Consider the following 25,896-nt stretch of genomic DNA (forward strand, 5'->3'; position numbering starts at 1 on the left):
GCGAACCTATAACACCGCCCGCCTGTCCGGTAAGCTGCCCCCATGAAGAATCATTCCCCCGCAGCCCGCACTCCCGCGGGTGTCCGGCTGCAGAAAGCCATGGCTGATGCCGGTATCGGTGCAAGACGCGACTGTGAAGACATGATCACGGAGGGGCGGGTGCGCGTGAACGGCAAGGCCGTGACCACATTGCCGTGTTTCATCCATCCCGAAAAGGATGTCGTCGATCTGGACGGCGAGGTGATCCAGTTTCCCGACAGCGTATACGCATCGGCGACGGCAAGGGCTGCCACGAGATCGCACACCTACGTGCTTGTAAACAAGCCGAAAGGCGTGATCACCACGACGCGCGATCCGGACGGTCGGAAAAATGTCCTCGACCTGCTGCCGCCGGCGATGCGCAAGGAGGAGCGCCTGTACCCGGTGGGGCGGCTCGATGGCGACTCGACCGGCCTGCTGCTGCTCACCAATGATGGCGACCTCGCGTTCCAGCTGACGCACCCCAAATTCGGCGTCGCCAAGGAGTATCGCGTCCTGTGCGCCGGACTTGCTTCCGATGAGCAATTGCAGGCATTGAAGCGCGGCATGTATCTGGTCACGCCGACATCGGACGGCGCGAAGACATCGAAGCGCGCCTCGATGGAGTCGGTGCGCATCGTCAAGCGTTTCGTCGATCGCAATCGCGGTGATCGCACGCAGCTGAGCGTGACGCTGCGCGAAGGCCAGAACCGCGAGATTCGCCGCATGCTGGCGCGCGTGGGTCTCAAGGTGAAAGAGCTGGAACGAGTGGCGATCGGTCCGCTGCGCGCAGGCGATTTAAAGCCCGGTCAAATCAAGCTGCTGGGGAAGAAAGACGTGGATAAGCTGCGATCGGCGGTGCTCGGTAGTTGATAGTGGATAGTTGACAGTTGCAAGCTCCGGACAGGCGCTGCAGCCTTCCTCGCTATCCACTATCAACTTTCAACTCCTCTTCATCGGCCTCACCAACCCCTCCTGCGCCACCGATGCCACCAGCCGGCGCTGGCGATCATAGACTTCGCCGCGAGCGAAGCCCCGGGCGCCACCCATGAAGGGGCTCGTCGTATCGAACAACAGCCAGTCGTCGGCGCGGCACGGCCGATGAAACCACATCGCGTGATCGAGACTCGCGAGCAACACCTCAGAGCGAGTCGCCTCGGGATGTCGCAGCAGGGCGCTGCTCAACAGGAAGTAGTCGGACAGATATGCGGCGCCGGCCAGCTGCGTCACCGAATCGTTGGGCAGCGGCGAGGAGGACCGGATCCAGTACAGGCCACGCGCAATATGGGATTTGCGCATGAAGAACTCGTCGGGATTGGTGGGACGGAACTCAACGATCGACGGCCAGTGCTCGAGCGGCGGTGAGTCCTTCGGCAACAAGGCCGAGTACTTCTTCGCCAGCTCCACGGTGCTCATCAGATCTTCGGGGTCCGGCACGTCGATATCGAGCACGACGTCGTGTTCGTAACCTTCTTCCTGCCGATGAAACGACAATTCCATGTGGAAAATGGTCTTGGCACGTTGGCGGGCGACCACGCGCCGGGTCGAGAAGCTGCCGCCGTCGCGCGTCAGTTCGACGTCATAGATGACGGGAATATCGCTGGCTCCGGCCAGCAGGAAATAACCGTGCAACGAGTGGGCATGACGCGCGCCATCCACGGTGAGCGCCGCGGCTTTCATGCTCTGCCCGAGAATCTGCCCGCCGAACAGCGAGCCGTTCATGTTTTCCTGATTGGCGCGGCTGCGGAACAGGTTGCTGTCGAGCTGCTCGAGTTCGAGCATCTCACTCAAATGCTGGGGCGCCAGTGGCGGCGTGCTGATAGGTGCGGGCATGGCGCAAGTATAGCCAGTCCGCGAGATCGGCCGGTAGGCAGCGGCCACTCGCCGGTGGCTCTCCGTATCTTGCCTGCCCTCCCTACTCCTCACACAGGGTTTGCCGTAGTCTCCCTGCCGATAAATGTATGGTGACCGTCGCCGGAGGACGCATGTTCAGCAGAGTCGCAAATCTCATCAAAGGATTTTTTTCGCTGTTCATCTCGGGAGTGGAGAGGCGCAATCCCGAAGCCCTGCTGGAACTCGAGCAGGAAAACCTGCGCAAGCAGATCGCCAATTTCAACCAGGGCCTGGCGACGCATGCCGGCATGTGCGAGCGGATCATGGGCCAGGTCCGCAAGCTCGAAGCGGAACAGAAGGATCTGCGCGCGAGGACGACCGCCCACCTGCGCGCGGGCAACAAGCAGGCCGCGGGCCAATATGCGCTGCGGCTGCAGACGATCGAGCAGCAGCTCGAAGAGAACCGCAAGCAGCTCGAACAGGCCGAACAGACGTACAAGAATCTCGTCAAGGCCCGCGACGTGGCCGTGCAGACAGCGCGCGCCAAGATCGAAGGCCTGAAGGGCGCCATCAACGACATGCGCATGAATCAGGCCATGGCGGAAATACACGAAATGGCCTCGGGCATGATTTCGACCATCGGCGGCTCGGGCGACACGCTCAACCGGCTGCATGAGATGGTGGAAGAAGACCGCACCAAGGCCGCCGGACGGGCGCGCATTGCTCGCGACTCGGTCGACATGAGCGAGGTGGACCTCAAGGAAAGCGAAATGAACGCGCTGGCCGATCAGGCTCTGGCTGACTTCGCGGCGCGCGAAGGCATCTCACTGCCGGGCGAAGCCACCCCGGCCGCACCCGCCGCGCGCAGCATGGGCACCGAGAGCCAGAGCGGATGAAGATCCGAGACGGAGAAGATCTCCACGCGGGGCACGGGGAACAGGGGTTCGGAACAAGTGATTCAGATGCAAGCATTCCTCCTTCGTCTTGATCTTGCCCCCGTGATCCCCGTGTCCCCCGTGGAAATTCCTTCTTCTCTTTTCTGATCGTCATATGCCTGCACCCCAAGGAGCTCCCGGCTGGGCGAATGAACTCGCGCTTGCGTACGAAAGCGGCGCGCATGGTCAGTTCATTCTCTACGGCAACGTCCATGACCGGATCGCTGTGGGCAACCGGCTGGTCAACCTGGCCGGGTATCTCGAGAACGAACTGCTGGCCGGATTTCAGATCGTGCTGTCGTACGACCTCGGCAACGGGCTCACCATCGAGCGGGGCGGCGAAATCGTCGAGAAGTGGTCGGGCGCCGATCTCAAGCGTGCGCCGCGCCTGCCGCTCGACGCGATCCAGTACATCAGCAAATACCTGCGCTATCTCGGCAACCTGCGCGCACTCGGCAGGGAGTCGAAAGAGAATGTCGCCGTCATCCTGCGTGGCATCGATCAGATCGCACCTGCCGACGGCACCGGTTACGAGCACGGCAGCCTGACCAGCCTGTTGGGTGAGTGGGCCAGCGAGGCGCCGTTCGCGGATCTTGCGTTCACCAGCATCCTGATTGCCGACAATCTCAACGACGTCGCCCCGTCGATCGCCTTCGATGCCCACACGGCGCGCATCCGGGTACCCCTTCCCGATGCGACTGCGCTGGAACGAGCATTGACGCTGCTGCAAACATCGCAGCCAGCCGCATTCGCGCCGAACGTCGGTGTGAGCCAGCTCGCCGCGGCGCTGAGTGGCGTCACTGTGTCGGCGCTGGAAAGTCTCATCAAGATTCGCGGCCACGAAAAACGCTCACTCGATGCCCAGGACCTGACGCGCATCAAGAAGGACCTGGTGGAGCGCGATTCAGCCGGCCTGGTCGAGTTCATCGAATCGAAGCGCACGTTGGACGACTATCACGGCCAGTCCGCACTCAAGCAGTGGCTGCGCCAGGACATCGCGCTGTGGCAACAGGGCGATCTGAAGGCCTTGCCGATGGGCTACCTGCTGTGTGGTCCGGTCGGCACGGGAAAAACATTCCTCGTCGAATGCCTCGCCGGGGAAGCCGGTGTGCCAGTCGTCAAGCTCAAGAATTTCCGGGACCGCTGGGTCGGTTCGAGCGAAGGTAATCTGGAAAAGATCTTCCGGCTCGTGCGCGCCCTGGGACGCTGCATGGTGTTCATCGACGAGGCGGACCAGACGCTCGGCCGGCGCGAATCAGGCAGCGGCGACAGCGGCCTGTCGGGTCGTCTGTATTCGATGATCGCGCAGGAGATGGCCGACAACGCGAATCGCGGGCGCGTGCTGTGGATACTGGCGTCGTCGCGACCGGACCTGATCGAAGTCGATCTGAAACGTCCCGGTCGCCTCGATGTAAAAGTACCGCTGATGCCGACGGCAACGCAGGCAGAAAGCGCCGGGCTCATCGGGGCACTCGCCAGGCGCTATGGATTGCCGCTCGAAGCCGCGGAGCTGACCGCACTCGAATCGAAGATGCCCATCCTGCTGACGCCCGGCGCTGCCGAAGCGCTGGTGGTGAAGGCTTACCGGCATTCGCGCACACAGAATGTCGCAGCCGCCGCGGCGCTCGACGCCTGCCTCGTCGGCTACCAGAATCCCGTACCGCTGGATGTGCTGGAATTTCAGATGCGCATCGCCGCACGCGAAGCGACCGATCTCGCCTTCGTTCCCGAGTCGTTCCGCCACTACGCGGCGGCCTCGCCTGCGGCATGAGCGGCCGTCGTTCCTATCTCGCGGCGGCCTTCAACGCACGCCCCCTGGGCATGCCGGTGCCGCCGAACTGGTTCGGCGTCGCCGCCTTCGCATTACTTGGCGCACTGATCAATCCCGGCTTCTGGCTGATCGGCGCCGGCCTCGAAGGTTTGTATCTCTGGGCGCTGTCGCGCAACGATCGTTTCCGTGCGACGGTCGATGCCGAAGGCGGCAAGCAGAACTGGACCAGTCGCTACGGTTCGTTGCTTGCGCTGCTCGACAATCACGGGCGGCAATCTCAGGACGCGATCGAGGCGCAGGCCCTCGAGATCGTCGACCTGCTGGCGCGCACCGGCTCGACCGAATCGCAGATCGCCGATGTGCGGCAGATGGCATGGCTGCATCTGAAACTGATGGCGGCGCGAGCCTCCATCCTGCAGGTGATCACTTCTGCCGATCGCGAGAAGCGCAATCTCGAAGACCAGGAACGCCGGCTCATCGAACGACTGTCCGGCAACGACATCAACGATGGGCTGCGTCGCAGCCTCGAACAGCAACTCGATGTCATCCGTTCGCGCCGCGCCGCGCACACCGATGCGCAAAGCCGCCGCGAGCTCGTCGAGGCCGAACTCGAGCGTCTGCGCCAGCAGGTATCGCTGGTACGCGAACAGGCGTTGCTGGCCACCGACGAGCACAGTGTCGCGTCGTCACTGGATGCGCTCTCCGCTTCGCTCAACGAAGCCAATCGCTGGCTCAAGGACCAACGCGAACTGTTCGCGGGCCTCGACTACCTGACCGACGAGCCACCGCCGGCGGAGTTGCTGCGCCCCAAAGCGACTACCGGGCGCCGGCAGCGAGTGTCGGAATGACAACCGCCGTCACGATGCAAGAACTTCATACAGGAGCTTTCTGATGAATCAGTCCCGCCCCAGCCAGACCTGCGGCTCTGCGGCCGGCAATCTGATCACGCTGCTGTTGTTCGTGGGACTCATCGCACTCGGCGCGTGGCTGTGGCTCGGCAAGAAGACTCCCGACGCAACCTCGCCGAACGGCTCCCCATCGTCAGTCAGCACGACGGCCGCCGATGGCACCGCACCTGAGCCGATCGAGCCCGTCGACGGCACCCCGACCCTGGATGCGGCCGGCACATACGAACCCAAGGACGGCGTGCTGCAGATCGACATCAGCGAGTACGCAGGCTACGGCGGACTGATCGTCGCCAACGGCGGGCTCGAACCGAACGCCGATTCCTTCTTCGCCAGGGAATATGGCTTCAAAGTGAAGATCTCGATGAGCGAGGACGAAACCTGGTCACCGCTCAACAATGGCCGCCTCGCCGCCACGGCAACGACGACCGACGCGCTTGCCGTGCTCGGTCGCCAGTTCGACGCTGTCGTGCCGGTGCAGATCGGCTTTTCGCGCGGCGCCGACATGGTCGTGGTCGATCGCGGCATCGCGTCGATCAACCAGCTCGCCGGCAAGGTGCTGGCGGCATCGCAGTTCAACGAAAGCGAATTCTTCATCCGCTATCTCGCGCAGGAAGCCGGCGTACCGGTCACTGTGCTGCGCGATCTCGATTCGAAACCCGACGCCGGCCAACTGGGACTGGTGTTCTACGAGGACGCCTTCGTTGCCTGCGACGCTTATGCACACGAACTGAATCGCAACTCGCAACGCCTGAACGGCTGCGTCGGCTGGACGCCGCGCACCAACGAAGTGGTGGAACAGTCGAACGGCAAGGCCAAGGTGCTGGTCTCGAATCGCAACCTGCTGGTCATCGCCGATGTGCTGGCCGTCAACAAAGGCTTCGCGAAAGCGCATCCCGACATGGTTCGCGGCCTGGTGCACGGCATTCTCGAGGGTAATCGCCGGTTGCGCGATCAGCAGGCCCAGAACATCGGCGTCGTGGCGAAGGCCTTCGGCTGGACGGAGACCGAAGCACGCGATGAACTGGCGCACGTGCATCTCGCCAATCTGCCCGAGAACCGCGCCTTCTTCGCCGGCACCATCGACTCTGCCGGCTCCTTCGGCGGCATCTTCCAGTCGTCGGTGCTCGCGTACGGCAGTGTCATCAGGAATCCCACCGACCCGGCGCGCTTCGTCGATACCAGCTTCCTCGATGCACTCGCCGCCAAGGGCCTGTTCGCCGATCAGAAGATCGCGATCGCGCCGATCAAGACCTCGAGCTCCGCGTCGCTCGAAGGCGATCCGCTGCTGAGCAAGGACATCCGCTTCTTCTTCGAACCCAACTCATCGACGCTGGACAAGAACGCGACCCAGAACGCCGAGTACCTGGAAACGATCAATCGCTTCCTGCAAGTCAGCCCCGGCTCGACCGTGCTGCTGCGCGGACACGTGGATAACGCGCGCGTGAACGAGTTTCGCGACCAGGGCGGCGAACAGCTGCTGAAGAGCATGGCGCTGAAGGCCATGGAGCTGTCACGCCAGCGCTCGATCGCCGTACGCGACGCGCTGCTGGAACGTCACCAGAAAATCGACGCCTCGCGCATCGAGACCGTCGGTCGCGGCTGGGAAGAACCGGCCAGCCCCAACAGCGACCTCAATCGCCGCGTCGAGGTGCAGTGGTTCACACTGGAGTAGAAATCAAGAATTGGGAGTAGCCGCATAGAACACATAGAAAGGGCATCATGCGAAATCTTCACCTGATGCACTTTGTGTCTTCCTGGGTGCAGGCTGCGTGACCATAATCGCGCGGTGACCCACACCCTGCCCTCCCTGCCCATCACCGAAGCGCTGCCGCAGTTGCGGCAGGTACTCGCCCGGAATCCCAATGTCGTGCTGCAGGCGCCGCCGGGCGCTGGCAAATCGACGCTCGTGCCGCTGGCCCTGCTGGACGAACCCTGGCTGGCCGGCCAGCGCATCGTCATGCTGGAACCACGGCGGCTCGCCGCGCGCGCAGTCGCCGCACGAATGGCGCAGCTGCTCGGCGAACCGGTGGGACGCACCGTCGGTTATCGCACGCGACTCGACAGCAAGGTCACGGCGCAGACCCGCATCGAAGTGATCACCGAGGGCATCCTGACCCGCTGGCTGCAGCGCGATGCCGCGCTGGAAGGGGTCGCGATCGTGATCTTCGATGAGTTTCACGAGCGCAGCCTGCAGGCCGATCTCGGGCTCGCGCTGTGCCTCGATGCGCAGGGCGCGCTGCGCGACGATCTGAAGCTGCTCGTCATGTCAGCCACTCTCGACGGAGAGGCCGTGGCGAGATTGCTGGGCGATGCACCGATCGTCACCTCCGCCGGGCGCATGTTTCCGGTCGACACGCACTACCGGACGGCGCCGCCCGCCCGCACGGGTCGCGGATTCGACGAGGATATGGCGATAGTTGCAGCAAATGTCACTGCACGCGCCGTTGAAGAACACGAAGGCGACGTGCTCGTCTTCCTGCCCGGGCAGGGAGAAATCCGTCGCGCGCAACGCAGGCTCGACGAACTGCAGCTGCCGCGTGGCACTCGCGTGCTGCCTCTGTACGGCGAGCTGGCCATCGAACAACAGGACGCTGCGATCCGTCCGAGCGTTGCCGGCGAACGCAAGATCGTCCTCGCCACCAATATCGCCGAGACCAGTCTCACCATCGAGGGCGTGCGCGTCGTCGTCGATTCCGGGCTGGCGCGACGTGCGCAGTTCGATCCTGCCAGCGGGATGAGCCGGTTGGAGACCGTGCGAATCTCACGCGCGTCGGCCGATCAGCGGCGCGGACGCGCCGGCCGTCTGCAAGCGGGCGTTTGCTACCGGCTCTGGCCGGAAGGCGAACAAGCGATGCTGCCCGCGCAGACAGCGGCGGAAATCATCGAAGCCGATCTTGCGCCGCTCGCGCTGGAGCTGGCCAACTGGGGCATCAGCGATCCTGCGTCGTTGCGCTGGCTGGATGCGCCACCCACGGCAAGCTTCGCCCAGGCACGCGACCTGTTGCGCGAACTCGATGCGCTCGATGCCGATGGCCGCATCAGTCCACACGGTCGCGCGCTGGCGCGAATCGGCGCGCATCCGCGGCTCGCTCACATGATCGTTCGCGGCAACGAGCTCGGGCTCAAGGCGGCGGCGCTGCAGATTGCGGCGCTGCTGGGCGAGCGCGACCTGCTGCGTCTGCCTCCGGGGAATCGCGACGTCGATTTCCGGCTGCGAGTGGATGCACTTCGCGATGGCCGTGCGCCCCCGGGAGCGAGTATCGATGCCGGCACTCGCCAGCGTGTCGCGCGCAACATGGAGCTGCTCGAGCGCCAGGTGAGTGTGCCCGCCACTGCGCAGACGTCGTACAGCGATGAAACTCCCGGACGGCTGCTGGCCCTCGCCTATCCCGACCGTATCGCACAGTCGCGCGGCGACGGCGGCCGCTACCTGCTGGCACAGGGGCGCGGCGCCCGGCTGCTCGAAGCGACCAATATCGGCCAGCAGGAATTCATCGTCATCGCCGACCTCGATGCGGGCGAACGCGAGGCAACGATTCGCCTGGCCGCACCGATTTCCCGGCACACGCTCGAACGGGATTTCGCCGGGCATCTGCAGACCCGCGAACGCATCGAATGGAATTCGCGCGAACAGGGCGTCGTCGCACAGCGCGAGCGCTGGCTCGGCGCGATTCCCTTCGAGTTGCGACGCCTCGAAACCCCCGACAGTGGTCGGGTCGTTGCCGCGCTGCTTGCCGGCATTCGCGAACTGGGAATCGCCAGCCTGCCGTGGACGCGTGAAGCCAGAGCATTGCAGACGCGCATCGGCTTCGCGCGTGCCGGAGATCGGCAGGCGAACAAACCGTGGCCGGCGGTCGATGACGCGACACTGCTCGATACACTCGAGGAATGGCTCGCGCCGTGGCTCGACGGCATGACGCGGCGCGATCACTGGTCGCGGCTCGACCTGCATGCCGCGCTGCTCGCGCTGCTCGACTGGGATCAGCAGCAGCGTCTCAATGAGATTGCGCCCACGCATCTCGCGGTGCCGAGCGGCTCGCGAATTCCGATCGATTACTCGAGCGAATCGCCGAGCGTCGCCGTCCGGCTGCAGGAAGTGTTCGGCCTGCGCGAAACGCCATCGATCGCCGGAACGCCGCTGACGCTGCAGCTGCTGTCGCCAGCACATCGCCCGGTGCAGGTAACCCAGGACCTGGCCAGTTTCTGGGCGCGCGGCTACGCCGATGTCAAACGGGAACTGAAAGGCCGCTATCCGCGTCATTATTGGCCGGACGATCCGCTGACAGCGGCAGCGACTGCGCGGGCGAAACCCCGCGGAACATGACACGCGCACCGCGCCAGCGCTGAAATACGGCCCGCGCTGAATACCGACTGTGCAGTGCATTGCGGCTGCTGCACAATCGACACGACCACGCCACGGGGAAACGCTTCATGGGAAACGCTTCATGTTGAGTCGCATTGTGACGCTCTCGCTCGTGCTGGCTGCGGGGGCCACGCACGCAGGCACGGTGATCGAAATGCTCAGCCGTGACCTGGGCGGCAAGTCGGCTGAAACGCTGATGACGACCCACGCGCAAAACGGCCAGTTGCGCATCCAGTCCAGCGACAAGGAGGGCTTCTCTCTTTTCAAGGACGACGCGCTGACCATCGTCAATACGCGCGACAGGAACTACGTCGTCATGGATCGCGCCGCGCTGCAGAAAATGGCGGACGCGATCAGTCCCGCCATGAAAATGCTCGCCCGGATGCCGCCCGAACAACGCGCACAAGTCGAGAAATTGCTGGGCGGGAAGGCCGCCGGCCTCAGCGGATCGTCGCAGCAGGAGGTTCGCAAAACAGCCCGCAGCGACCAGGCCGCCGGCCACTCATGCAACTACGTGGAGATTCTCAAGAACGGCGTCATCGAGGACGAACTGTGCGTGGTCGCGCCGAACACCCTGAAAGGCGGGGACGAACTGATGGCGGCAGCACAGAAAATGAGCGCGATGCTGCAGGATGCCTTCAAGGATCTGGACGCACCGCAATTGAAACAGATGATCGACGATCAGACCGCGCTGTACGCCAGGGTCGGCGGCATTCCCGTGCTTTCCCGCCATTACACGGATGGCAAGCCGGTCACTGAAACCACACTGAAATCGAATCGCAGCGAAACCATTCCCGCATCCACCTTCAACGTACCTGAAGGCTATACCCGCAAGGATTTCATGCCGGGTCGCTGACGAAACGACGATCGATGCACCGCAGACGACGCACTACGTCAACCGGAGAAAACCTTGAACCAGGATTTGCGCCAACAGATCGAAGCCATGCACGTGGAGCTGAGCCGGATCGACTCGGTGGATCCGCAATCGCGCACGCTGCTCATCACCCTTCTCGGCGACATCACTCGCCTTCTCGAACAATCCAACGGCGACACCGACCAGCACAATCTCGCCGAACGACTCGATGAACTTGCCGTGCATTTCGAGGCCGACCATCCTTCGCTCGGCGCGGCGCTGCGTCGCGTCGTGGATGCATTGGGCAAGGCAGGCATCTGATGCGGAAGGTCACGAGGGTCACGCAAGTCACGCAAGTGACGCCGGCCTCCGATGCTCCCGCACCTTCATCACTTTCGTGACCTCATCACTTACGTCACTCTCACCATGTACGACCCGAACAATATCTTCGCCAAAATCCTGCGCGGCGAAATCCCCGCATTCAAAGTCCATGAGGACGCGCACACCCTCGCCTTCATGGACGTGATGCCGCAATCCGAGGGCCATACGCTCGTGATCCCGAAGACGCAGGCGCGCAACATCTTCGACATCGACCCACCGGCGCTGGCGCGCCTGATCGAATCGACCCAGCACGTGGCAAAGGCCGTGCAGACGGCATTCAAGCCAGACGGCATGCGCATCATCCAGTTCAACGAACCCGCTGCCGGCCAGACAGTCTTCCACATCCACTTCCATATCGTGCCTTGCTATGAAGGCCGTGAGATGAAGGGCCACGCGCGCGAGATGGCGGACAAGGCAATGCTTGCGGAACACGCAGAGCGGATCCGCAAGGTGTTAACCGCGTAACCCGGAACGCAGGAAGGGACCTCCACGGGGGCCACGGGGAACCACGGGGTTCAAACATCTCCGGGCTTCGCACCTGCCTTGGACTCTCTATCCCCGGTGATACCCGGTGCCCCCCCGTGGAGATCTTCTTCTCTCCGGCTTGCCTGACTCTCGTGCGACCGGCTATCTGATAGGCTCCACTTCCCCCGACCGACGAGCGGACTGACACGCGATGAGCAACAAGATCTACAAGGTCCCCGAGGATTTCGCCGCATTGGCGCACCTGCGCAATGCCGACTATCAACGGCTCTACCAGGAATCGGTGCGCGATCCGAACGGCTTCTGGGCCCGCATGGGACGACGTCTCGACTGGATCCAGCCGTACAGCAAGGTCAAGGACACGAGCTTCGACGAGCACGATTTTCGTATCCGCTGGTTCTACGACGGCAAGCTCAACGTATCGGCGAATTGTCTCGACCGGCATCTGACCAAGCGCGGCGACAAGGTCGCAATCATCTGGGAAGGCGACGATCCGAAGCTGTCGGAACACATCACGTATCGCGAGCTGTACGAGCGTGTCTGCCAGTGTGCCAACGCGCTCCGATCGCTCGGCGTCAGGAAGGGCGATCGGGTCACGATCTATCTGCCGATGATTCCGGAGGCTGCAGTCGCCATGCTCGCCTGCTCCCGCATCGGCGCGATTCACTCGGTGGTGTTCGGCGGCTTCTCGGCGGATTCGCTCGCAGGACGCATCGTGGATTGCGGTTCGAGTGTCGTGATCACCGCCGATGAAGGCGTTCGCGGCGGCAAGCGCATCGCGCTCAAGACCAATGTGGATCTCGCGCTGAGCACGCCGGGCACCGAATGCGTCAAGCACGTGCTGGTGATCAAGCGCACCGGCATCCGCGTGCCCATGTATGGCCGCGACCAGTGGTTCGACGCACTCGTCGACGCGCAGCCGAAGGAATGCCCGGCAGAACCCGTCGATGCGGAAGATCCGCTCTTCATTCTCTACACCTCGGGCTCGACGGGACGACCGAAAGGCGTGCTGCACACGAGCGGCGGTTATCTCGTTTACGCCGCGATGACGCACGAACTGGTGTTCGATGTGCGTGAGGACGACATTTTCTGGTGTACCGCGGATGTGGGCTGGGTCACCGGTCACAGCTACGTCGTCTACGGTCCGCTTGCCAACGGCGCGACGACGATCATGTTCGAAGGCGTGCCGAACTACCCGGACGCCGGGCGTTTCTGGCAATCCGTCGACAAGCACAAGGTCACGATCTTCTACACCGCACCTACGGCACTGCGCTCGCTGATGCGCGAAGGCGAAGAGCCCGTGAAACACTGGTCGCGCAAGTCGCTGCGACTGCTCGGCTCCGTGGGCGAGCCCATCAACCCGGAAGCATGGGAGTGGTATCACCGCGTCGTCGGTGACGGTCGCTGCCCCATCGTCGATACGTGGTGGCAGACAGAAACCGGCGGCGTGCTGATTTCACCGCTGCCCGGCGCGATCGACCAGAAGCCCGGCTCGGCGACGCTGCCCTTCTTCGGCGTAAAGCCCGCGATCGTCGACAACGAAGGCCAGGTGCTGGAAGGCGCGACCGAAGGCAATCTGGTCATCAATGACAGCTGGCCGGGGCAGATGCGCACCGTGTTCGGCGATCACCCGCGTTTCATCGACACCTATTTCAAGACCTTTCCGGGCAAGTATTTCACGGGCGACGGCGCACGCCGTGATGAAGACGGTTACTACTGGATCACGGGCCGCGTCGACGATGTGCTCAATGTCGCGGGCCATCGACTCGGTACGGCGGAGATCGAAAGTGCGATGGTGGCGCATGCCAAGGTCGCGGAAGCCGCCGCGGTCGGTTGCCCGCACGACATCAAGGGCACCGGCATCTACGTGTACGTCACACTGATCGCTGGCGAGGAGCCCTCGGAGGCGCTGCGCAACGAACTGCGCGACTGGGTCCGCAAGGAGATCGGCCCGATCGCAACGCCCGACTTCATTCAGTGGGCGCCCAACCTGCCGAAGACGCGCTCGGGGAAAATCATGCGCCGCATCCTGCGCAAGATCGCCGCGAACGAACACGATCAGCTCGGCGACATCTCCACGCTCGCCGATCCCGGCGTCGTCGAGAGCCTGGTACGCGAACGCATGAATCGCCCGGCGTCAGAGATGGAGAAAGATGCTCCCGCTGCAAAGGCCGCGACGAGATCGAAGCGGAAGAAAGCAGAGAGCTAGAGCGAAAAAAAAGCAGGTACACAGCACACCAGAGCGCAGATTAAATTTTCCGGAAAGAAAGATCTCTCTGTTTTTGTGCTCCTTTGTGGTTCCGCCTTGCGCTCCTTTGTGTACTCGCCTGGTTCTTAGAACAGCCGCCCAGCGCCGGCGAGACGCGGCTTGTAGTACTCGTCATCCAGCGTGCGTAGTTCGATCGGACGTCCCGTCTGCGGTGCGTGCACGAAGCGTCCGGAACCGGCGTAGATGGCGACATGCGAGATGCGTTTGCCGCTGATCCGGAAAAACAGCAGATCGCCCGGGGCGATGTCATCGAGCCGGATGGGAGCGGCGGCGCGATATTGATCAGCCGCGGTGCGCGGCACATCGAGGCCGAGTTCGTGATGGATGAACTGCACCAGGCCACTGCAATCGAAGGTCGTCGGTCCGCTGCCGCCGAATCGATACGGCGCACCGAGCAGTGAAATGGCGCGTATGACGATTTCGCTGCCGACGGAGGCAACGGCGCCTTCCTGTCGCTGCGGAAATGGCGTATCGAGCGGACCCGGCACTGAGCCGATGTCCCCCAGGGGCGGCAGCATTCGCGACGGTGGATCGGTGGCGCATCCCTGCAACCCCACGGACAGCGCTACGCAGGCCACGGCGATGTGGCGACAGGACCCTGCAGATTGACGCTTTTTCAATTCCAATACCCGGCGGCTCCGGTGTGGCGCGCGAAGAATGCCCCATGCCGATCCTCGGCGCCAGCCGCGGAATGGACTGTGAACCCGGACGGGCCGCAGAATTCCCAAACGCGACAGACTGTGTGTAGTGTGTTGTCGCTCAGACGACTGTGGAACACCTGAGAACGATCGCGACTATGACCCGCAGATGGCGAATCACAAACTGGCTGGCCGCCGGTACGGTACTGCTGACGGCGACGACTGCGCATGCAGCAGAGCCCTGGTCGCTGGTGCGACCCGAGGCGATCCGCAGCCATGTCGAATTCCTCGCTGACGACCTGCTCGAGGGACGCGCCACCGCATCCCGCGGTTATGACATTGCCGCCGCGTACGTGGCGGCGGAATTTCGCCAGGCCAATCTGAAACCGGCTGGCGATGGCGACGGTTTTTTTCAGACGGTGCCGTTGCTGGAAGCGACGCCGGTACTGCCGGGATCGTCCGCTGAACTCGTGATCGACAAGCAGACCCATACGTTCGAATACGGCACCCACTACCTGCCCTCGGCCGACTATCTGTCCGCGAGTTCCACGCTCACTGCGCCACTGACCTTCGCGGGTTTCGGCATCGCTGCGCCGGAACTCGATCATGACGATTTCGCCAATGTGCATCTGGCCGGGCGCATTGCCGTGATCTTCAGCGGCGCACCCGCGCAATTTCCTCACACGCAGCGTGCGTATTATTCGTCCAGTCATGCGAAGTTCGAGCAGCTGATCGAACGCGGCGCGGTCGGCGTCGTGACGATCGCATCCCCGCAGGACGAGAAGCTGTTTCCCTGGGAACGCCAGGTCGCGATGAGCTGGACGCCGCAGATGCGCTGGCTCGACGACGCCGGCAAGCCGCGCAATGCATATGAGCAGCTCAAACTGCGTTTCCGCTTCGATCAGAAGGCCGCTGCGGGCTTCTTCGAGAACGCGCCGAAGGACTTCGCCGAGACCCTCGCCGCGGCCGAGGCCGGCGAAGCGCAGGCATTCGATCTGCCGGGCATGCTCACGATGTCGGCCACTACAGGCTTGCGACGCACGGAAAGCGCCAACGTGGTCGCCGCTGCGACGGGTACCGACCTGCGCGACGAGGTTATCGTGATCACCGCGCACCTCGACCATCTGGGCCGGGGTTCCGCGGTCAACTCAGACTCGATTTACAACGGCGCGCAGGACAATGCGCTGGGCACCGGCATCCTGCTCGAAATGGCGCGCGCGCTGCACGCATCCGGCGTCAAGACCCGCCGCACCCTGCTCTTCGCTGCACTGACAGCCGAGGAAAAAGGCCTGCTCGGTTCCGACTACCTGGCTCAGCATCCGTTGCTGGCCGGCAAGACGGTCGTCGCCAATATCAATATCGATATGCCCATGCTGTTTGCGCCGACGCTCGACATGGTCGCTCTCGGCGAGCAGCATTCCTCGCTCGGCATCGCTGCCCGCAATGCGGCCACACATCAGGGCTACCGGCTGAACCCCGACCCGATGCCCGAGCAGGTGGCCTTCGTGCGCAGCGACCAGTTTTCGTTCATCCGGCAGGGCGTGCCTGCGATCGTGGTCATGGGCGGCTACCAGTCGCGCGACAAGCGCACCGATGTGGCGGTGATGCGTAGTGAGTATCTCGAGAAGCGCTATCACCAGCCGAGCGACGATCTGTCGGGCGCCATCGACTACGGCACGGCGGCCGACCTTGCGCGCATCAACCTGCGCATGGCCGTTGATGTGGGAAATGCGACCGCGCGGCCACGCTGGAAGAACGGCGATTTCCTGGGTCGCATCTTCGTGCGACCCGGCCCGAATGGCACTGACAAACCGGAATAGTTACATCGTCATCGAGGGAGGCCGTATGCAGGATGTGAAACCGGATGAACTGAGCGAACTGCGCCAGAGCTTCGACAGCTGCGACCACGACGCCGACGGCTGGATCGATACCGGAGAATTTACGACCCTGCTGCAATCGCTCGATCAGGATCTGTCGAAAGACGAATGCCTGCTCGCCTTCGAGATGACGGACGGCGACGGCGACGGCCAGATCAGCTTCGAGGAATTCATGGGATGGTGGTCGGGGGAGTAATGCCGTTTACGTCGGGGGAGTAATGCCGTTTACGAAGCGTTGCGCCTGACCGAGCGCGGCCGCGACGCCTGCGCGGACTCTTCTGCGCACCGAAGGACCGATCCGCCTCTTCTCTTGCAGGCTTTGCTGCAGCAGCGCCTGACGTCCTCGACATGGGTGCTCGCCGGGATGGGTGCTCGCCGGGTCGGCCCGAAGGCCCTCCCTCCAGTTGCAACTCTGATACTCGCTCAAAAAAAGGCCGCGCCGGGGGCGCGGCCTGAATGTACAGCCACCTGCCGTGGTGTGCGATGGGATCTCAGCGGGTGCCCCATCGAACTGGGAGGTCCACGGAGTGCACTGTACGGATCGAGAAAGAAACAGCACGACGTCAGCAATCCGTCGTGCAACGCCTGCCGACCGCTTGCGGATCCATGGAGCGCGATTTTTTATTGGTTTTTTTATTGGCCCGCGACGCCAGAACGCTCTTTACGCAACGAACCATTGCTCCGCTCATTCGTTGAAGATAAGGACGCGGCGCATTCAGTTTCGCGTCATCACGATCCCGGAGGAACGTCATGAACAAAGACATTGCAGCAGGCAACCTCAAGCAACTGAAAGGCAAGATCAAGCAGCAGTGGGGCAAGCTCACTGATGACGAGATCGATCAGGTCGAAGGCAATATCGAAATTCTCGCCGGCAAGCTGCAGGAGCGGTACGGCTGGGAACGCGACGAGGCCGAACGCCAGGTGAAGGACTTCTCCTCACGTCACGGCTGGCAATAAGACCAGGCGCACGCCGGCCGGTGATCCGGCCGGCTCGGCGCTTGGGCCCGTCAGATACTGCTGCGCGGGCGATGGCTGAGCAGCACATCGCGCACTTTGTCGAACTCGGAGGCCTTGTCGAAAAAGTGATCGGCGCCGCATTCGTGGCTCGCCTGCCGGTAATCGTCGGTCGGATAGTTGGTGACCACGATGACGAGTTCGGGCCGATGCATGCCCGCCGCACGCATCTGCTTCAGGAGCCGGATGCCGCTTCCGCCACGTAACTGGATGTCGAGAATCAATACGTGCGGCTGTGAGCTGCGCACTCCTTCGAGTGCATCCGTGACTGCCACAGCCTCACCGACGACACGCGTATCCGGAATCTCCCGCACGGTTTCGATCAGACGCTCGCGTACAGGAGCCGAATCCTCGACGATGTAGATCGTCAATTCGCGTGGGGCCGGCGATCCGCCGACGCATGCATCCTCCGACGCGTTCGCGCTGATGGAGGGCAGAAGATCGAGTGGACGCGCGCGTCGCGGCAAGATTACCTCGCGCTCAGTCGACCAACTGATTGCGGACGGCGTACGCGGCGATTTCCGCATTGCTGCGCATGGCCATTTTTTCCAGGATACGAGCGCGGTAAGTACTTACCGTCTTGACGCTCAGTCCCAGCTCACTGGCCATCACCGCAGGCGAGATACCGCGGGCGATGCGTGTGAAGACCTGCAGTTCGCGCTCCGACAACCGATTGTGCATCGGACCGTCTTCGTTCTCGGCACAGTCGGACGCAAGCAACTCGGCTACGATCGGCGTGATATAGCGACGACCTGACCCCACAGCACGTACGGCCTTCACCAATTCTTCGGGTACGATCATCTTGGGTACGTAGCCGTTGGCGCCGGCACGCATCAGGCGTACGGCAAAACTCCGTTCGGGGTGCATGCTGAGCACCAGAATCGCGAGTTCCGGACGCTCATCGCGCAGCTGCTTGAGCAGCTCGATGCCGCTCTGTCCGGGCATCGTGATGTCGAGTACGACGACGTCGACTTTGGGACCGCCCGCCAGAAACTGCAACGCTTCCTCTGCGGATCCCGCCTCGCCGACGACCTCCAGACCATCCTCGTCCGACAGCATCTCGCGCACGCCAGCACGCAAAATGGCGTGATCATCCACAATGAGGATGCGGATCTGTTGATCCTGGACGGGGCGATGGGTCTCCGGCATCTCGTTTTCTCGGGCATTGAACATCAGTTGGCCACCTCAATAGGTTCACGGTCATGATCGCCCGTCAACCCCTGCGCGCGGTAGGCATGCAATCGGTTGTAGAGCGTCTTCAGACTTACACCCAGTAACGCAGCAGCCCGCGTCTTGTTTCCCTCACATTTTGTCAACGTCGCAAGAATCATCCAGCGCTCCGCGTCCGCCAGCCGCGTACCAATGGGGATGCGCAGGCATTCAGCGTCGCCAATCGAAGACAGCGGCGGCGGTCTATGGATGGCCGGTGCGATATCCAGGTCGCCGTCCGCCAGAATGAAGGCACGATGTACCGCATTGCGCAATTCGCGCACGTTGCCCGGCCACGAGTAAGCCATCAGGCGTCGAGCGGCATCGCCGGACAGCCGCTTTGCAGTGCCCTCCTCCGCATTCAGCACTTCGAGGAAATAATGCGCGAGCAATTCCACATCCTCGCCACGCTCACGCAGCGGCGGCACGCGCAATTGGCAGACGGCGAGACGATCGAGTAACTCCGGTCGCAGCCCGCTCTGCGCGGGATCCCCCTGCAGCGTCGTGACGACGCGGCATTGATAGGTGAGTTCGTGCACACCGCCCACGCGCATGATGCGGCGCGATTCCAGCGCGCGCATCAGCTTCAGCTGCAATTCGGGCGAGAGTTCTGCGACTTCTTCCACCAGCAGCGTGCCGCGCCCGGCGCGCTCCATGCTGCCCTGCTGACCGGAAAACTGCGACACGACGCCTTCGATGCGGTGGCCGGATTCATGGCCGAACAGCTGCGATTCGACGAGGGAGGGCGTGAGGGCCGCGCAGTTCAGGACCAGAAAGGGTTGCGGCGACCGACCGCTGAGGTCGTGCAGACAGCGTGCCGCCAGCTCCTTGCCGCTACCGCTTTCCCCCACGATCAGGACATCAGTGTTCAAGCCGGCGATCCGCGCCATCTGCTCGAACATGGTCTGCATCGCCATCGATTCACCGAGCAATCCGCCAACGCTGCATACGCGCGCGACGGCCAGGGCATCCGAGTCGCTGAAGGATGACGACTGAAATGCACCATATTCATCGGACAGGACGGTCATCGCTGTTGTTCTCCGTGCCGGTCATTCGTTCGTGGACCCAACCCTCCTCGCAGCAATGCGAGAGACTGGCGTTAGCGGCCGGCTTTGGCCTCGTGAGTATCGGCAAATCGTTACTGCGCTTGCAGCATCCACAACCGACTGCGCGTCAGCAGGTTCCTACACTGCGGCTCGCGGAATGAATGCATCGACGATGGTCCCACCCTTCACTTCGTCCTTGCCAAAATGGATCACGCCGCCGATTTGTCGCATGCGTTCGCGCATGCCAATCAGACCGTGCGATTTGGCGCGCGAGATTGCCCCATCAGGAATCCCGGCGCCATCGTCGATGATACGCAAGCGGATTCCCGCCTCTTCCCGCGAAAGCTCCACGTGCACCGACTTGGCGTGAGCGTGTCGGGTGATATTCGTCAGCGCTTCTTGTGCTATGCGATACAGCGCGATCGACCATGCTGGATCGAGGTCGTCGAAATCTTCAGCGACCTGGACCTCACACGGTATGCCCGTACGCCGCGTGAACTCGCGGCAATGCGTGCGAATGGCGTATGACAGGCCGAGATTGTCGAGATGACTCGGCCGCAAGCCCTCGATCACTTCATGTTTCAGCTCCACCGTATCCGCCAGCATCTGCAATGAGCGTTGCAGCCGGTCGCGCAGCTCATGGTGTTCGGGCGGCAGGCGCTTGTTGATCCAGTTGAGATCCATGTTGATCGCCGTGAGATTGCTGCCAAGCGTGTCGTGGAGCTCGCGGGCGATCCGCGCTTTCTCCTCCTCGGAGACACTGATCAGATGCTGCGACAGCTCGCTCAACTCCGCGGTGCGCTCCTCGACCTGGCGATTGAGCTGCTGATTCGCCTCGAGCAGTGCCCCCTCGGCGCGCGCGCGTGCAGCTACATAGCGGCGCAGCAGCGCCTGCAGTCCGATCAGCACGCCAACCGTGAGCACGGTCGTGAAGACCGCGACGCCCACGGTGAGCCACATGTCGTGCAGCACTTCGCCACGCAGAGCCTCGATGCGCATGTCTTCCTCCTCGACCATGCGCGTGACGCGTTCCCGAACGAGATCCATGTCGGCTGTGGCCCAACCGGTTCCAGCGACATCGGCATTACCGGCTTGCCCGGTTTGCCTGATCGTGTCTTCCAGGCGCGCGACCGCGTTGGCGGTCAGCGCCTCCAGTTCATTCAGATCCGTGGCGCGCTGCGATTGACCGGTGCCGCCGTTATCCGCCACCAACGTGCGCAGACGCTCGATCTCGGCGCGCCATCGGGCCACCGCGCGCTGAAAAGGCTCCAGATAAGCGGTCTGACCTGTCAGCAGATAACCGCGCTGCCCCGACTCCGCCGTGGCGATGGTCGATTGAAACTCCGTGAGCGAGCGCTTGATCTCATACGAACGCGCGTACTGCTCATTCGAGTCCATCGTACCGGCGGTGTTTATGACGAGGAGCGTCGCGTTCAGCAACAGCAGAGCAATGGATACGAACGTGATCACCACGACGGCGAGCGGTACCTGGCCTGTGGCCATGGCAGTCGCAACGGGTCTGTCGGTGACCGGGGTTTCAGACGGGCTGAGCAAGGACGTGGACATCAAGACATCTAAGGGAAATGGGGAAATGCAAGGACTGCCTGACGGATTCTTTCCGACGTCTGCAGTAACGCGATCACATCCTGCGAGTTCCTTGCAAAATCCCCGTCGCGACGTGGCGACGCTGCAACTGCCGCGCCTGGAACCTTGAATTCGACCGCACGTTAAACGACGCAGGTAAGGGCCGCGCACCGGGCGCGAATCGACTTCCAACGATGAGGATCTACCAATGAAACTTTATTCAGTTCTGATGATCATGGCCGCGGGTATCGCGGTAGCAGGGTGCAACAAGGCGGAGTCCCCCGCAGAAGTGCAGCACGATGTCGCTGATGCGCGAGCTGATGCGCAGCGCGATGTAGCCGACGCGCAGGCGGACGCGCGCGAGAACATGGCAGATGCGCAGAAAGACGTGGCTGATGCGCAGGCTGACCGTGATTCCAGTGAACTGGCTGATGCCGCCGGCGACGCCAGCGAGACAGCGGCGAAAGGCGACTTTAAAGTAGCGGTCGCCCAGGCCGAAGCCAATCACAAGATTGCCCGCGAAAAGTGCGAGTCCCTGAGCGGTTCGGCACAGGCCGACTGCAAGGATCGCGCTGATGCAGATCTCGAGACTGCCAAGCGGCAGGCCGAGATGCGCCGTGACGGTGCTGGCTGAATAACGATGAACAGGAATAATCAGAACAGGAGCGCTCAATGAGTATCTTTAACGTAGGTAAGCGCACGGGGGCCCTGCTGGTCGCTGCGATGCTGGGTGGTTTTCTGGTGGCGGGGTGCAGTTCCACACCGTCGCAGCAGTCGACGGGCGAAGCCATCGATGATGGCGTGGTCACGGCGACGGTGAAGGCCAAGCTCATCGAAGATCCGGTCACCAAGGCTCATCAGATCAACGTCGATACGTTCAAGGGCAATGTGTCCCTGAGCGGATTCGTCGAATCTGAACAGGCACGGTCCCGGGCGCTGCAGCTGGCACGTGACGTCAATGGCGTGAAGAGCGTCAAGGACGCGATGCAGATTCGCAAGGCGACTTCGTAGTCGTCAGCCAACCGTCCTGGAGGCAGCGGGCGTTCTGTGAAACGCCCGCTGCTTTTTTTTGCGCCGTGACTACAGATTCCTGGCGCGGCTTTCTGGACCAGATGCTGGCTTATACTCCGGCTGCACAGCCACTGACTGACGCTATTCGCAGTCGTCCTTCCTCGGAGTTCGCAGATGAATCCTAGAAAAATATCCGGTGCAGCCCTGGCTTCGGCAGCAGCGCTGTTGTTCGCGTCGACCGCAGTCACCACCGCGACTGCCGCAGATGAAGCAGCGGTGAAATGTGAAGGCGGCAATGCGTGCAAGGGCAAATCCGCCTGTCATACGGCGAAGAACGCCTGCGCCGGTCAGAATGCCTGCAAGGGTCAGGGCTATGTGATGCTGCCGCAGGCTGAATGCGAGAAAGCGCAGGAATCCAGCAAGCAGTCCTGAGACATCGACATGGATCTCGCGCAGCTACAGCGAGCATTTCAGCGGCATGTGCTTGCCGGGGACGAGACGATCGCCGCCGTCATCCATGCCTCCGCAGCCGTGCCCGTGGCGACCCGGCTCGCGGTCTATGCAGGCGCCTATCGCCTGCGTCTGGCGGAGGCTCTGGCTCACAACTATCCGCGACTGCAACAGCTGCTCGGCAGCGAAGCTTTCGATACCGTCGCGCACGGTTACATTCAGGCGCATCCGTCCACTGTCGCGTCCGTGCGCTGGCTGGGCGACCAGCTCGCGGACTATTTCGCGTCCATCCATCCCGATCAGCCGATCCTCGCCGATCTTGCGCGGTGGGAATGGGCGATCGCCGCTGCATTCGATGCGGCCGATGTCGAACCGCTCACCGAACGCAGCATGAACAGCATCGACCCGGTGCAATGGGCCGCTCTGCGGCTGCAACTGCATCCGTCGGTGAAAGTGTTGCAGATGAGTACGAACGCTCCTGCCGTGTTCAAGGCGCTGACGAACAATGCGGAACCGCCGCCGCCAGCGACACTCCCATCACCGCAGAGCTGGTTCATCTGGCGTCAGGAACTGACGCCGCGTTACCGGTCGGCGCCTGACGACGAGGCCGACGCGTTGCAGACGCTGGCGTCACAAGGCACGTTCGAACAGCTCTGCGAACGGCTGTGTGACTGGCACGATGCCGACGCCGTACCGACGCGGGCCGTGATCCTGCTGAAGGGTTGGATTCGCGACGAAATGCTCGTACGCGACTGACGACTCACGACCGCCTCAGGGACGGTCCACCATCTTGGCGAGCAGCTTGAGCAGCGTGGCGCGTTCGACCGCAGTGAAATGGTCGGTAAAGGCCGACTCGTGTGCCATCACGGCGGGAATGGCCTCGTCGAGGAACTCCTGTCCGCGGCGCGTCAGATGCAACGCGTAACTGCGTCGATCACCGATCAAGCCGCGCCGCTCGACCAGCTTCTCGCGCTCGAACCGATCGACGAACTCGCCCAGCGTGGCACGCTCGATCCCCACCGCACGCGCCAGGGCGACCTGGTTGATGCCCGGATTCGCGGAAATCATCACCAGCAGCCCGAGCTGGCCGGGAGTGATCTTCAAATGTTGCAGGTGCTCCTCGAAATGCGCGAAGAGACGGGTCTGGGCGCGGCGGATCTGGTAGCCGAGCAGCTGATCCAGGATGCCGCGTTTGGGCACTTCCATCACCCGCACCGTTTTCGCGGCAGAGGTTTTCTTGGCTTTCACTGTCATGATCGAATCCTACGGAACTGCCCGATTGGCCGTCCACACCGTTGATTGACACCAGCGGTACGAACCGCTTACTGTAAGGTCACCTTACTAAATCACTTGTCATCGTTCCCGTGCACCTGCCGGCTTCCGGCCGGGAGGGTACTGGGCGACAATGGCGCAGCCGTTCGCACCGCTTGCAGCGGGGTAATCACATGACCGTGCCTGCCGAAAACATCGCCCGGCTTCGCCAGCTTTTCTACCAGCGCATCGCCCCGCGCCATCTCAAACCGCTGTGGGAAGTGCTGCATTCGCTCGTGCCGCCGCAGCCCCAGCCCAAATGCGTACCCGTGCTGTGGAAGTACTCTGATCTGCGCGGGCCGCTGCTCGAAGCCGGCGACCTCATCTCGGCCCGGGAAGCGACGCGGCGCGTTCTGATCCTGGAAAACCCCGCCTTCGCGGGTGAATCAAAGATCACCAATTCCCTGTACGCCGGCGTGCAATTGCTGAAGCCCGGCGAAGTCGCGCCGGCGCACCGGCACACACAGTCAGCCCTGCGATTCGTACTGGAAGGCCGAGGCGCGTTTACGGCTGTGGACGGCGAACGCGCCTACATGGAACCGGGCGATCTCATCCTGACGCCGTCCTGGACATTCCACGATCACGGCAGCGAGACCACCGAACCCGTGATGTGGCTCGACGGACTGGATATTCCCATCGTGCAGCTGCTGGATACGGGCTTCTGCGAGGATCTGAGCCAGGATCAGCAGCAGGTCGCACGCCCGGTCGGCGATGCCCTCGCCCGCTATGGCGCCAACATGCTGCCCGTGGATTACCAACCGCAGACCCTGACGTCGCCCGTCTTTTCCTATCCCTACGCGCGCACCCGCGAAGCGCTCGAGCGTCTGGCGAAGGGCTCACCCGTCGATGCCTGCCACGGCTTCAAGATGCGCTTCATCAATCCGGCCACCGGCGGACATGCCCTGCCGACCATCGCAACGTTCATGCAGCTGCTGCCCAAAGGCTTTCGCGGCAGCGCCTGTCGCAGCACCGACGCGACGGTGTTCGCGGGCGTGGAAGGCAGCGGCCGCAGCCGCGTCGGCAACGAAACATTCGAGTGGGGCCCGCGCGATATCTTCGTCGTGCCCAGCTGGGTCCCGTGCACTCACGAAGCCGATCAGGACGCGGTCCTGTTCAGCTATTCAGACCGGGTCGTGCAGGAACAGCTCGGCCTGTGGCAAGAGTCGCGCGGCTGATCGCTCCCATCCATCCTTTCCGTCATCGCACAGAGTCAACTCATGTCCTACGTCTTTCCGCCCCCTGCTCAGGTCTCGGTCGAAGTCAAAGGACGCGCCGAGCGCTTTCCGGTCAACCGCATCTACTGCGTCGGCCGCAACTACGCCGCGCATGCGCGCGAGATGGGCAAGGATCCGGATCGTGAGCCGCCGTTCTTTTTCACGAAGCCCGCCAATGCGCTCGTGCCCAACAACTCCACCATTCCCTATCCGCCGCGCACGGCCAACCTGCATCACGAGATCGAGCTCGTGATTGCCATCGGCAAGGGCGGCAAGGACATCGCGACGGCTTCCGCACTGGAGCACGTGTTCGGCTATGCCGTAGGCAACGATCTCACACGGCGCGATCTGCAGTTCGCAGCGCGCGATGCAGGCAGGCCGTGGGACACGGGCAAGGCCTTCGATCGTTCGGCGCCGATCACGGCGATTCAACCGGCGCAGGGCCAGGGCTTCGACAAGGGCAAGATCTGGATCAAGGTCAATGGCGAGTTCCGTCAGCAGGCCGATGTCGCTGATCTGATCTGGGATGTGCCGGAAATCATTTCCGAACTATCGACGCTGTTCGAACTGGCGCCTGGCGACCTGATCTTCACCGGCACGCCGGCAGGCGTCGGTGCGGTCAAGCCCGGCGATCATCTCGAAGGCGGCATCGATGGGCTCGATACGCTGATCACCACGATCAGCTGACGTCCTGTGCGTGGTACTCAACGCCACGCACTTCTCGCAAC

The 25,896-nt window shown here is 62.8% G+C and carries 26 protein-coding genes; 19 read left to right on the forward strand and 7 right to left on the reverse strand.

What is annotated here, in order from left to right; all coding sequences use genetic code 11:
• The first annotated feature begins 42 nt into the window (after nucleotides 1–42).
• Complete coding sequence (locus tag VIZ63_RS17085) at nucleotides 43–891, forward strand: pseudouridine synthase (RefSeq protein ID WP_331610890.1); 849 nt, start codon at nucleotides 43–45, stop codon at nucleotides 889–891.
• Between the two features lie 69 nt (nucleotides 892–960).
• Here the strand turns inward: VIZ63_RS17085 and VIZ63_RS17090 are convergent, their stop codons facing one another.
• Nucleotides 961–1,851, reverse strand: a complete 891-nt coding sequence (locus VIZ63_RS17090) for an acyl-CoA thioesterase II (protein WP_331610891.1) — start codon at nucleotides 1,849–1,851, stop codon at nucleotides 961–963.
• A gap of 152 nt (nucleotides 1,852–2,003) precedes the next feature.
• On the opposite strand from VIZ63_RS17090, the gene VIZ63_RS17095 reads away from it, so the two are divergent.
• The 9 genes from VIZ63_RS17095 (at nucleotide 2,004) to acs (ending at nucleotide 13,754) form a co-directional block, all read left to right on the forward strand.
• Nucleotides 2,004–2,747: a PspA/IM30 family protein gene (locus tag VIZ63_RS17095; RefSeq protein ID WP_331610892.1), complete on the forward strand. Its 744-nt coding sequence runs from the start codon at nucleotides 2,004–2,006 to the stop codon at nucleotides 2,745–2,747.
• Nucleotides 2,748–2,901: 154 nt separating this feature from the next.
• Nucleotides 2,902–4,557, forward strand: coding sequence for an AAA family ATPase (locus VIZ63_RS17100; protein ID WP_331610893.1), 1,656 nt, complete (start codon nucleotides 2,902–2,904; stop codon nucleotides 4,555–4,557).
• A complete protein-coding gene (locus VIZ63_RS17105; protein ID WP_331610894.1) occupies nucleotides 4,554–5,405 on the forward strand; it encodes a hypothetical protein in 852 nt (283 codons plus the stop codon). Before VIZ63_RS17100 ends, VIZ63_RS17105 begins: the two co-directional genes overlap by 4 nt.
• Before the next feature lie 43 nt (nucleotides 5,406–5,448).
• Nucleotides 5,449–7,137: a phosphate ABC transporter substrate-binding/OmpA family protein gene (locus tag VIZ63_RS17110; RefSeq protein ID WP_331610895.1), complete on the forward strand. Its 1,689-nt coding sequence runs from the start codon at nucleotides 5,449–5,451 to the stop codon at nucleotides 7,135–7,137.
• A 114-nt stretch (nucleotides 7,138–7,251) separates the two neighbouring features.
• On the forward strand, nucleotides 7,252–9,789 hold the full coding sequence (gene hrpB, locus VIZ63_RS17115) for an ATP-dependent helicase HrpB (RefSeq protein ID WP_331610896.1): 2,538 nt from the start codon (nucleotides 7,252–7,254) through the stop codon (nucleotides 9,787–9,789).
• Between the two features lie 121 nt (nucleotides 9,790–9,910).
• Nucleotides 9,911–10,684: a hypothetical protein gene (locus VIZ63_RS17120; protein ID WP_331610897.1), complete on the forward strand. Its 774-nt coding sequence runs from the start codon at nucleotides 9,911–9,913 to the stop codon at nucleotides 10,682–10,684.
• A 54-nt stretch (nucleotides 10,685–10,738) separates the two neighbouring features.
• Nucleotides 10,739–11,002 carry a DUF4404 family protein gene (locus VIZ63_RS17125; protein WP_331610898.1) on the forward strand — a complete coding sequence of 88 codons (264 nt, stop codon included), beginning with the start codon at nucleotides 10,739–10,741 and terminating at the stop codon, nucleotides 11,000–11,002.
• 51 nt (nucleotides 11,003–11,053) lie between these two features.
• Nucleotides 11,054–11,527, forward strand: a complete 474-nt coding sequence (locus tag VIZ63_RS17130) for an HIT family protein (RefSeq protein ID WP_331610899.1) — start codon at nucleotides 11,054–11,056, stop codon at nucleotides 11,525–11,527.
• 211 nt (nucleotides 11,528–11,738) lie between these two features.
• Complete coding sequence (acs, locus tag VIZ63_RS17135; RefSeq protein ID WP_331610900.1) at nucleotides 11,739–13,754, forward strand: acetate--CoA ligase; 2,016 nt, start codon at nucleotides 11,739–11,741, stop codon at nucleotides 13,752–13,754.
• A 125-nt stretch (nucleotides 13,755–13,879) separates the two neighbouring features.
• Here acs and VIZ63_RS17140 read toward each other — a convergent pair whose 3' ends face one another.
• Nucleotides 13,880–14,392 carry a C40 family peptidase gene (locus tag VIZ63_RS17140; RefSeq protein ID WP_331610901.1) on the reverse strand — a complete coding sequence of 171 codons (513 nt, stop codon included), beginning with the start codon at nucleotides 14,390–14,392 and terminating at the stop codon, nucleotides 13,880–13,882.
• A gap of 218 nt (nucleotides 14,393–14,610) precedes the next feature.
• Between VIZ63_RS17140 and VIZ63_RS17145 the strand changes: the two genes are divergently transcribed.
• The 3 genes from VIZ63_RS17145 (at nucleotide 14,611) to VIZ63_RS17155 (ending at nucleotide 17,286) form a co-directional block, all read left to right on the forward strand.
• A complete protein-coding gene (locus tag VIZ63_RS17145; protein ID WP_331610902.1) occupies nucleotides 14,611–16,272 on the forward strand; it encodes a M28 family metallopeptidase in 1,662 nt (553 codons plus the stop codon).
• Between the two features lie 25 nt (nucleotides 16,273–16,297).
• A complete protein-coding gene (locus VIZ63_RS17150; protein WP_331610903.1) occupies nucleotides 16,298–16,525 on the forward strand; it encodes an EF-hand domain-containing protein in 228 nt (75 codons plus the stop codon).
• A gap of 554 nt (nucleotides 16,526–17,079) precedes the next feature.
• Nucleotides 17,080–17,286, forward strand: a complete 207-nt coding sequence (locus VIZ63_RS17155) for a CsbD family protein (protein WP_331610904.1) — start codon at nucleotides 17,080–17,082, stop codon at nucleotides 17,284–17,286.
• Between the two features lie 50 nt (nucleotides 17,287–17,336).
• On the opposite strand, the gene VIZ63_RS17160 is transcribed toward VIZ63_RS17155, so the two are convergent.
• From VIZ63_RS17160 to VIZ63_RS17175, 4 genes are all read right to left on the reverse strand, one after another.
• Complete coding sequence (locus VIZ63_RS17160; RefSeq protein ID WP_331610905.1) at nucleotides 17,337–17,810, reverse strand: LytR/AlgR family response regulator transcription factor; 474 nt, start codon at nucleotides 17,808–17,810, stop codon at nucleotides 17,337–17,339.
• Nucleotides 17,811–17,823: 13 nt separating this feature from the next.
• A complete protein-coding gene (locus tag VIZ63_RS17165) occupies nucleotides 17,824–18,516 on the reverse strand; it encodes a response regulator transcription factor (RefSeq protein ID WP_331610906.1) in 693 nt (230 codons plus the stop codon).
• Nucleotides 18,516–19,580: a sigma-54 dependent transcriptional regulator gene (locus VIZ63_RS17170; RefSeq protein ID WP_331610907.1), complete on the reverse strand. Its 1,065-nt coding sequence runs from the start codon at nucleotides 19,578–19,580 to the stop codon at nucleotides 18,516–18,518. The genes VIZ63_RS17165 and VIZ63_RS17170 overlap by 1 nt, the downstream gene beginning before the upstream one ends.
• A gap of 156 nt (nucleotides 19,581–19,736) precedes the next feature.
• Nucleotides 19,737–21,101, reverse strand: coding sequence for a CHASE3 domain-containing protein (locus VIZ63_RS17175; RefSeq protein WP_331610908.1), 1,365 nt, complete (start codon nucleotides 21,099–21,101; stop codon nucleotides 19,737–19,739).
• Between the two features lie 289 nt (nucleotides 21,102–21,390).
• Between VIZ63_RS17175 and VIZ63_RS17180 the strand changes: the two genes are divergently transcribed.
• The 4 genes from VIZ63_RS17180 to VIZ63_RS17195 all read left to right on the forward strand — a co-directional run bounded on the left by VIZ63_RS17180 (nucleotide 21,391) and on the right by VIZ63_RS17195 (nucleotide 23,399).
• Nucleotides 21,391–21,816 carry a hypothetical protein gene (locus VIZ63_RS17180; RefSeq protein WP_331610909.1) on the forward strand — a complete coding sequence of 142 codons (426 nt, stop codon included), beginning with the start codon at nucleotides 21,391–21,393 and terminating at the stop codon, nucleotides 21,814–21,816.
• Between the two features lie 38 nt (nucleotides 21,817–21,854).
• Nucleotides 21,855–22,193, forward strand: coding sequence for a BON domain-containing protein (locus tag VIZ63_RS17185; RefSeq protein ID WP_331610910.1), 339 nt, complete (start codon nucleotides 21,855–21,857; stop codon nucleotides 22,191–22,193).
• 174 nt (nucleotides 22,194–22,367) lie between these two features.
• Complete coding sequence (locus VIZ63_RS17190; RefSeq protein ID WP_331610911.1) at nucleotides 22,368–22,625, forward strand: hypothetical protein; 258 nt, start codon at nucleotides 22,368–22,370, stop codon at nucleotides 22,623–22,625.
• A 9-nt stretch (nucleotides 22,626–22,634) separates the two neighbouring features.
• Nucleotides 22,635–23,399, forward strand: a complete 765-nt coding sequence (locus tag VIZ63_RS17195) for a DNA-binding domain-containing protein (protein WP_331610912.1) — start codon at nucleotides 22,635–22,637, stop codon at nucleotides 23,397–23,399.
• Nucleotides 23,400–23,414: 15 nt separating this feature from the next.
• Here the strand turns inward: VIZ63_RS17195 and VIZ63_RS17200 are convergent, their stop codons facing one another.
• On the reverse strand, nucleotides 23,415–23,897 hold the full coding sequence (locus tag VIZ63_RS17200) for a MarR family winged helix-turn-helix transcriptional regulator (RefSeq protein ID WP_331610913.1): 483 nt from the start codon (nucleotides 23,895–23,897) through the stop codon (nucleotides 23,415–23,417).
• A 191-nt stretch (nucleotides 23,898–24,088) separates the two neighbouring features.
• On the opposite strand from VIZ63_RS17200, the gene gtdA reads away from it, so the two are divergent.
• Entirely contained in the window at nucleotides 24,089–25,129 is a 1,041-nt protein-coding gene (gene gtdA / locus VIZ63_RS17205) for a gentisate 1,2-dioxygenase (RefSeq protein ID WP_331610914.1), read from the forward strand.
• 42 nt (nucleotides 25,130–25,171) lie between these two features.
• Nucleotides 25,172–25,855: a fumarylacetoacetate hydrolase family protein gene (locus VIZ63_RS17210; RefSeq protein ID WP_331610916.1), complete on the forward strand. Its 684-nt coding sequence runs from the start codon at nucleotides 25,172–25,174 to the stop codon at nucleotides 25,853–25,855.
• The last annotated feature ends 41 nt before the right edge of the window (nucleotides 25,856–25,896 follow it).

The organism is Povalibacter sp., assembly GCF_036520495.1.
Classification (GTDB): domain Bacteria; phylum Pseudomonadota; class Gammaproteobacteria; order Steroidobacterales; family Steroidobacteraceae; genus Steroidobacter.